The 8,132-nt window shown below is 70.3% G+C and carries 7 protein-coding genes and 1 riboswitch; all 7 genes read right to left on the bottom strand.

The window, feature by feature from the left end; genetic code table 11:
- Nucleotides 1-126 precede the first annotated feature (126 nt).
- On the bottom strand, nucleotides 127-1,428 hold the full coding sequence (locus tag ACFCZF_RS37525) for a class I SAM-dependent methyltransferase (protein ID WP_375908958.1): 1,302 nt from the start codon (nucleotides 1,426-1,428) through the stop codon (nucleotides 127-129).
- A 221-nt stretch (nucleotides 1,429-1,649) separates the two neighbouring features.
- Nucleotides 1,650-3,068 (bottom strand): NAD(P)/FAD-dependent oxidoreductase, encoded by a 1,419-nt coding sequence (locus ACFCZF_RS37520; protein WP_376675471.1) that lies wholly within the window; start codon nucleotides 3,066-3,068, stop codon nucleotides 1,650-1,652.
- A gap of 431 nt (nucleotides 3,069-3,499) precedes the next feature.
- On the bottom strand, nucleotides 3,500-4,441 hold the full coding sequence (locus ACFCZF_RS37515; protein WP_376675470.1) for an exopolyphosphatase: 942 nt from the start codon (nucleotides 4,439-4,441) through the stop codon (nucleotides 3,500-3,502).
- The gene (locus ACFCZF_RS37510) at nucleotides 4,438-4,977 is read right to left on the bottom strand and encodes a DUF501 domain-containing protein (protein ID WP_376675469.1); all 540 of its coding nucleotides are present in this window, start codon (nucleotides 4,975-4,977) and stop codon (nucleotides 4,438-4,440) included. The genes ACFCZF_RS37515 and ACFCZF_RS37510 overlap by 4 nt, the downstream gene beginning before the upstream one ends.
- 89 nt (nucleotides 4,978-5,066) lie before the next feature.
- Nucleotides 5,067-5,549 (bottom strand): septum formation initiator family protein, encoded by a 483-nt coding sequence (locus tag ACFCZF_RS37505; RefSeq protein WP_375908946.1) that lies wholly within the window; start codon nucleotides 5,547-5,549, stop codon nucleotides 5,067-5,069.
- A gap of 99 nt (nucleotides 5,550-5,648) precedes the next feature.
- Entirely contained in the window at nucleotides 5,649-6,929 is a 1,281-nt protein-coding gene (gene eno, locus ACFCZF_RS37500; RefSeq protein WP_375908943.1) for a phosphopyruvate hydratase, read from the bottom strand.
- Nucleotides 6,930-7,198: 269 nt separating this feature from the next.
- Nucleotides 7,199-7,924 (bottom strand): transglycosylase family protein, encoded by a 726-nt coding sequence (locus tag ACFCZF_RS37495; RefSeq protein WP_376675468.1) that lies wholly within the window; start codon nucleotides 7,922-7,924, stop codon nucleotides 7,199-7,201.
- A 3-nt stretch (nucleotides 7,925-7,927) separates the two neighbouring features.
- Nucleotides 7,928-8,094: riboswitch (cyclic di-AMP (ydaO/yuaA leader) on the bottom strand.
- Nucleotides 8,095-8,132 lie beyond the last annotated feature (38 nt).

Here is an 8,132-nt window from a genome sequence, read left to right as displayed (position 1 = left end):
GCTCCTTCACCCCCGCAAGATCATCGCGTCCAACAGCCACGGTCCTCGCAACTCCCACAGATCGCGGGTGTTGCGAGGACCGTTAGAACCCAAGCGGAACGGGGCCCTTCGCCGTGCGCTCGGAGGTCAGTTCCAGGTGCGGGCGCGCAGCGGCATGCCGGAGCCGCCCGGCTCCGGGGTCTTCACGGCGAGGACCTGGTTGACCCCGATGCGGTTGCGCTCGAAGGCGAGCGCCGAGGCGGCCATGTACAGCTGCCAGACCCGGGCGCGGCCGGGGCTGACCAGCCGGGTGGCCGCCGCCCAGTCGGACTCCAGGTTGGCGACCCAGCGGCGCAGGGTGAGCGCGTAGTGCTCGCGGATCGACTCCACGTCGCGCACCTCGAACCCGGCGCGCTCCAGCTGGGTGACCGTGGTGCCGACCGGGGCCAGTTCGCCGTCGGGGAAGACGTAGGCGTCGATGAACTCGTCCACGTTGTAGGCGGACTCGTCCCGTCGGGGGCGGCGGGCGATCTGGTGGTTCAGCAGCCGCCCGCCCGGCTTGAGGAGCCTGAACAGGTCGACGGCGTACTCCAGATACCGCTCGGCGCCGACATGCTCGGCCATACCGATGGACGAGACGGCGTCGTACGGCCCGTCGGCGACGTCCCGGTAGTCCTGGACGCGGATCTCCACCCGGTCGGTGAGCCCCTCGTCGGCGACGCGCTTGCGGGCGAACGCGGCCTGCTCCTGGGAGAGCGTGACGCCGACGACGCTCACGCCGTGCTCGCGGGCCGCGTGGATCGCCATGGAACCCCAGCCGCAGCCGACGTCGAGGAGGCGCTGACCGGGGCTCAGGCCCAGCTTGCGGCTGACCAGTTCGAGCTTGTCGCGCTGGGCGTCCTCCAGGGTGCCGCCCTCGGCCGGGAGGGCCGGCCAGTAGGCGCAGGAGTACACCATGGACGGGCCGAGGACCAGCTCGTAGAAGTCGTTGCCGACGTCGTAGTGGTGGCTGATGGCCCGTCTGTCGGTGCGCTTGGTGTGCAGGTGCCCGCGGGCCCGGCGGACCTCCTCCGGCGGCGGGGCGGGCGGCAGCGGCGGCCCGGCGAGCCTGACCAGGCCGCGTACGGCGGCCCGGACCTCGGGGTCGCGGAGCGCCTCGACGAGGCCGCGGGCGTCCTCGTCGCGCTCCCAGAGCAGACCGGAGAGAAGACCGAGGGCGGTGTAGAGGTCGCCGTCCACGTCGAGGTCCCCGGCCACCCAGGCACGGGCCAGGCCCAGTTCGCCCGGTTTGAACAGCAGGCGGCGCAGGGCCCTGCGGTTGTGGACGACGAGGGTCGGCGCGCCCGGCGGACCCGCCTGCGAACCGTCCCAGGCGCGGATGCGCACCGGGAGTGGTGCTCCCAGCAACTGTTCGAAGAGGTTCTGCAGCCGCAGCGCGGCGTCAGCCATGGCGTACCTCCGTGACGAGCGATCCCGGAATGTCCAACACCACGTAAACACCTGGGAGCCCGCCGTACAGTCCCCGGCGCGCGTTACGACTGGGCAAAATACCTGTACACACCACTGGGCTTTTCGCCCCGTCGGCGCAGCGCGAAGGGGCCGCCCGCACCACGGATGGCGGACGGCCCACTTCGACGAGCTACTGCGCTACTGCTGGAGGCGACCGGAGGTCAGGAGGCCTTGGCCTTCTCCTCGGACTTCTCCGGCTTCGCGGTCTGGCCGCCCTTGTCGGCGGCCTTCGGCGCGGCGGCCGGCGCCGGCTTGGCGGCCTCGTAGAACTCCTCGCGCGGGGTCTCCATCGCGCCGAGGGAGACGACCTCGCGCTTGAGGAACATGCCGAGCGTCCAGTCCGCGAAGACGCGGATCTTCCGGTTGAAGGTCGGCATCGCCATGCCGTGGTAGCCGCGGTGCATGTACCAGGCGAGACGGCCCTTGAGCTTGATCTTCATCTTGCCCATGACGATCATCGCGACGCCCTTGTGCAGACCGAGGCCCGCCACCGCGCCCTTGTTGGCGTGGCTGTAGTCCTTCTGCGGGAAGCCCCGCATACCGGAGATCACGTTGTCGCCGAGGACCTTGGCCTGGCGCAGCGCGTGCTGGGCGTTCGGCGGGCACCAGGCGTTCTCGTTGCCCGCCTTGCGGCCGACGAGGTCCGGCACCTGGGCGTTGTCGCCCGCGGCCCAGATGTAGTCGGTGCCCTGGACCTGGAGGGTCGGCGCGCAGTCGACGTGGCCGCGGGGACCCAGCGGCAGACCGAAGCGGGTCAGCGCCGGGTTCGGCTTGACGCCGGCCGTCCACACGATGGTGCTGGAGTCGACCTCCAGGCCGTTCTTCAGCACCACGTGGCCGTCGACGCAGGAGTCCATGGAGGTGGACAGGTAGACCTCGACGCCGCGGCCCTCGAGGTGCTCCTTGCCGTACTGGCCGAGCTTGGGACCGACCTCGGGGAGGATCTTGTCGGCGGCGTCCACGAGGACGAAGCGCATGTCCTCGCGGGAGACGTTCTTGTAGTACTTGGCCGCGTCGCGGGCCATGTCCTCGACCTCACCGATGGTCTCCGCGCCGGCGAAGCCGCCGCCGATGAAGACGAAGGTGAGCGCCTTGCGGCGGATCTCCTCGTCGGTGGTGGAGTCGGCCTTGTCGAGCTGCTCCAGGACGTGGTTGCGCAGGCCGATGGACTCCTCGATGCCCTTCATGCCGATGCCCTGCTCGGCGAGGCCGGGGATCGGGAAGGTGCGGGAGACCGCGCCCATGGCGATGACCAGGTAGTCGAACGGCAGCTCGTACGCCTCGCCCACCAGGGGGGAGATCGTGGCGACCTTGCGGTCCTGGTCGATGGTGGTGACCCGGCCGGTGAGGACCTCCGCCTTCGGAAGCACGCGCCGCAGGGGGACGACGACGTGCCGCGGGGAGATGTTGCCGGCGGCGGCTTCGGGGAGGAAGGGCTGGTAGGTCATGTACGACCGCGGGTCGACGACGGTGACGGTCGCCTCGCCGTAACGCATCTTCTTCTGGATGCGTCGAGCTGCGTACAGGCCTACGTACCCACCGCCTACTACGAGGATCCTGGGACGCTCCGTGGTGCTCATGCCATCGAGTATCCACCCGCCTGAGGGGGGTGGTTCGTGCGCCCCTTCACAAGCTTCGGTGGAGGCTGTGCTACTATCCGCGACCCACGTGACGGAGATCATGGCGGAGAACGGAACCAGCGTGTAGTGGACCCCGTTGTCAATGCCGCGTGAGCTGCTCCTCCGCATCTCCGAGAGCGGTGGACCACCCTCTCCGAACGCCTCCCGGAGGCCCCTCCGAAGCACCGTCCTGAACACGTTCAAAGGGCAGTTGAACCCCCAAAAGGGTCAACCGGCGCGCTTTCGTCGTCCGACAGGGCCCAATTCCTTGTGAAGAACTTCACGAAGTTTCCCGACGGGATGTCACTGAGGGGCCCCGAAGGACCCCTCAGCACGCGCTCAATCGTCGTACGTCCTGCTCAGACCGCGACCGCCGACGCCGCGCCCGCCCTCTACGCCACCGACCACGCGATGCCGTCGAGGATGTCGTGCTCGCTCACGACGACCTCCTCCGCGCCCGTCCGCTCCATGATCGAGAGCAGGACGAGCGCACCCGCTGCGATCACGTCGACGCGGCCCGGATGCATGGAGGGAACGGCCGCGCGCTCGGCGTGCGTGGAGCGCAGCAGCCAGTCGGTGATCTCCCTGACCCGGTCGCGTGAGACGCGGGAGTGGTGGATGGCGGCCGAGTCGTACTCGGGCAGCTCCTGCGCGATCGCCGACACCGTCGTCACCGAGCCGGCCAGCCCGACCAGCGTGCGCGCCTCGCGCAGCGGCACCGTCTCCTCGGCGAGGTCCAGGGCCGCCTCGATGTCGGCCCGCATCGCCGCGACCTGCGCCTCGGTGGGCGGGTCGGTCACGGCGCCGGCGTTCACCAGGTGTCGCTCGGTCATCCGCACACAGCCGACGTCCACGGAGCGGGCCGCGCGCACGTGGTCGTCGCCGACGACGAACTCGGTCGAGCCGCCGCCGATGTCGACGACCAGGTAGGGCTTGTCGAGGTGGTCGCGGCCCGCCAGCTCCTTGGTGGCGCCGGTGAAGGAGAAATCCGCCTCCTGGTCGCCCGAGATGACCTCCGGCTCCACGCCGAGGATGTCCAGCACCCCGCGCACGAAGTCGTCCCGGTTCTCCGCGTCCCGGGAGGCGGAGGTCGCCACGAAGCGCAGCCGTTCGGCGCCGTGCTCCTTGATGACCTCGGCGTACTCGCGGCAGGCGGCGAAGGTCCGCTCCAGCGCCTCGGGCGCCAGCCGCCCGGTCCGGTCGACGCCCTGGCCGAGCCGCACGATGGTCATGCGGCGGTCGAGGTCGGTCAGCTCACCGGTGGCGGGGTCCGCGTCGGCGACCAGCAGGCGGATGGAGTTCGTACCGCAGTCGATGGCGGCGACACGGGTCACTTGGCGTCCTCCCCACAGGTCCCGGCGAGCGTCACGCACGGCCCCTTGCGCCACCACTCCGGCAGCATCGCGATCGCCTCGTCGCCCAGTGGGTTGACGCCGGGACCGGCCGCCAGCGAGTGGGCGACCAGCACGTGCAGGCACTTGACCCGGTCGGGCATGCCGCCCGCGCTCGGGAAGCCGGTCAGCTCCTCGATCTCGTCACGCCGCCGGATGTAGTCCTCGTGCGCGGCGCGGTAGGCGTCGGCCAGCTCCGGGTCGGCGGCGAGGCGCTCGGTCATCTCCCTCATCACGCCGTTCGCCTCCAGCGTGCCGATCGCGGAGGCCGCCTTCGGGCACGTCAGGTAGTACAGCGTGGGGAAGGGCGTGCCGTCGGGCAGCCGCGGCGCCGTCTCCACGACGTCCGGCTGTCCGCACGGACAGCGGTGCGCGATGGCGCGCAGGCCGCGCGGGGGGCGCCCGAGCTGCTGCTTGAAGGCCTCGACGTCCGCGTCGGTGGGCTCGGTGCGCGGGGTGGTCGGCGGGGGAGTCTGCATGACTGTCTTCTGCTGGTCTTCCTGTTGAGTCACTGCCGGCGCGGTCGGTTCACGGCCGGCACTGTCGGCTCACTGCCGGGGTGGCCGGTTCACGGCCGGCGGGCGGCGGCGTCGGCCTTGTCGACGCCGTCCCAGACGTTCCGGTACCAGGGGCGGTCGGCCCCGCCGGCCTCGGCGCGGGCCTGCTTGGCGGCGTCCGGGTCGACGACGACGAACCCCGTCTCCCCCGGCATCACATAGTGCAGCCTCAGCCGGACCTGCTGCTCGGCGTAGGCGTCGTCCTGCCAGCGTGCCTTGAGGTCGCGCAGGTCCTCGACCCGGTCCCGGGTCTCCTGCCGCTCCCGCTGGAGATCGGCGATCTCGGCGCGCTGGGCGACGTACTGCCGTATCGGATAGGCGAGCGCCACGACGAGCGAGCAGAGCACCATCGCGAGCAGCGCGGCCCGGCCGGTCAGCCGGGAGCGACGGGCCTGGCGCTTGGTCTGCGAGCGGTAGACCCGGGCCGCGGTCTGTTCCCCGATGATCCGGATCCTGGTCGCGGTGGAGAAACGGTCCCGGTCCTTCACCGCCATGTCTGTCCCCGCCTTAAGTCCACACGTGCGTACGTCCCCGCACACGGTACGGGACCGAGTACGGGGACGTACGTACGACGCTGCCTCTTACGGGACGGGTCAGCCCTTGAAGCGCGGGAACGCGCTGCGGCCGGCGTACACCGCGGCGTCGTCGAGGATCTCCTCGATGCGCAGCAGCTGGTTGTACTTGGCGACGCGCTCGGAGCGGGCCGGGGCGCCGGTCTTGATCTGGCCGCAGTTGGTGGCGACGGCCAGATCGGCGATGGTGACGTCCTCGGTCTCGCCGGAGCGGTGGGACATCATGCACTTGAAGCCGTTGCGCTGGGCCAGCTCGACGGCGTCCAGGGTCTCGGTCAGCGAACCGATCTGGTTGACCTTGACGAGCAGGGCGTTGGCCGAGTTCTCCTCGATGCCGCGGGCCAGGCGCTCCGGGTTGGTGACGAACAGGTCGTCGCCGACGAGCTGGACCTTGTCGCCGAGCCCCGCGGTGATGGTGTTCCAGCCGTCCCAGTCGTCCTCGAACAGCGGGTCCTCGATGGAGACCAGCGGGTACGCCTCGACCAGCTCGGCGTAGTACTCGGTCATCTCGGCGGCGGAGCGGTTCTTGCCCTCGAAGGCGTAGGAGCCGTCCTTGTAGAACTCGGACGCGGCGACGTCGAGCGCGAGGGCGATCTGCTCGCCGGGGGTGTAGCCGGCTTCCTTGATCGCCTCGAGGATGAGGTCGAGGGCCTCGCGGTTGGAGCCGAGGTTCGGGGCGAAGCCGCCCTCGTCGCCGAGGCCGGTGGCCAGGCCCTTGCTCTTCAGGACCTTCTTCAGGGTGTGGTAGACCTCGGCGCCCCAGCGCAGGGCCTCGGAGAAGGACTCCGCGCCGATCGGGGCGATCATGAACTCCTGGATGTCCACGTTCGAGTCGGCGTGCGACCCGCCGTTCAGGATGTTCATCATCGGCACCGGCAGCAGGTGCGCGTTCGGGCCGCCCAGGTAGCGGAAGAGCGGCAGGTCGCTGGCCTCGGAGGCGGCGTGGGCGACGGCGAGCGAGACGCCGAGGATGGCGTTGGCGCCCAGCGAGCCCTTGTTGTCGGTGGCGTCCAGGTCGAACATGGCCTGGTCGATCAGGCGCTGCTCGGTGGCGTCGTAGCCGACCAGCTCCGGGCCGATCTGCTCGATGACGGCGAGGACGGCCTTCTCCACGCCCTTGCCCAGGTAACGGTTGGCATCGCCGTCACGGAGTTCGATGGCCTCGAAGGCACCGGTGGAGGCGCCGGACGGGACGGCGGCACGACCCGTGCTGCCGTCGTCGAGGCCGACCTCGACCTCGACCGTGGGGTTGCCTCGGGAGTCCAGGATTTCCCGGGCTACGACGACGTCGATGGACGGCACGAGCATCTCCTTCTTCAATGTGACGCTTCGGTGTGACGCGCGGGCCCACGGGACCGCAGCGGCTCTGCGGGACCGAGCCTAACCGGCTCCGGGCGATCGGCCAGCCGATCGCCCACCCGCTGGACAGAACCGAGAGTAAATTGTTTCCGAACGGAACAAAGACGTTTCCGAAAACCCGTTCGTAATCACGGGCGGGTCCGGGCGTGAAAAACCCGCCCCGGTGCGTACGGGGGAACACGCACCGGGGCGGGAGTCTCGGGGGCCGCCGCTTACTTCAGGTGCAGCTGCTGGCCCGGGTAGATCAGGTCGGCGTCGTCGACGATGTCGTCGTTCAGCTTGAACACCTTCGCCCAGCCGCCCTTGACGTCGTGCTCCTCGGCGATCGAGCTGAGGGTGTCGCCCTTGACGACCTTGTACTCGCCGTCGCCCTTCTCGACCTTCTTGCCGGTCGGGGTGGTGACGGTCTTCTTCTCGGCCGGCTTCTCGGCCTTCGGCTCGGCGGCCGGGCGCTCGTCGGAGCGGGAGGCCTTCTGCTCGGTGGAGCGGTCGGCGGTGGAGCCGCCGCTCTCGCTCTGCGAGGAGCCGCTGTCCTGGCTCTCGCCGGAACCGCCGCCGGTGTACGCGGCGCTCGACAGGCCGGTGCCGCAGACCGGCCAGGCACCCTTGCCCTGACCCGCGAGCACCTTCTCGGCGATCTCGATCTGCTGCGCCTTGCTGGCCTGGTCGGCGGTGGCGGCGTACTGCGTGCCGCCGTAGCCGGCCCAGGTGGAGGCGGAGAACTGCAGACCGCCGTAGTAACCGTTGCCTGTGTTGATGGACCAGTTGCCGCCGGACTCGCACTGGGCGACGGCGTCCCACTCGGACGCGGTGGCGGCGGAGGCGTTGCCGGCCGCCATCAGCGGGGCGGCGACGGCGGCACCGGTGACACCGGCGACGGCGACGATGCGGGTGGCCTTGGACGGACGGCGGTGCTTGCCCTTGCCGGAAAACAGCATGGTTGATCCCCTCACCGACGCCTGCGAGGTGAGCTGTCGGGTTCGGGCCGGTTGAGTTGCCCGGCCGGGTTCCTCGCGGAACTCGGCTTAACCCCTAGCCGCTCCGGCTCAACTGCCCGGTGCGGCACTTACCTTGGGTCCCCCGCTCCTGCCTTCGGCGCTTGCGCGACGACTGTTCCCGGACGGCCGCTGGCAGGATTCGGCGTTG

The organism is Streptomyces sp. NPDC056296 (assembly GCF_042268605.1).
Classification (GTDB): domain Bacteria; phylum Actinomycetota; class Actinomycetes; order Streptomycetales; family Streptomycetaceae; genus Streptomyces.
The sequence above is the reverse complement of the archived record's forward strand: the minus strand, read 5'-3'. Positions and strand labels throughout refer to the sequence as shown.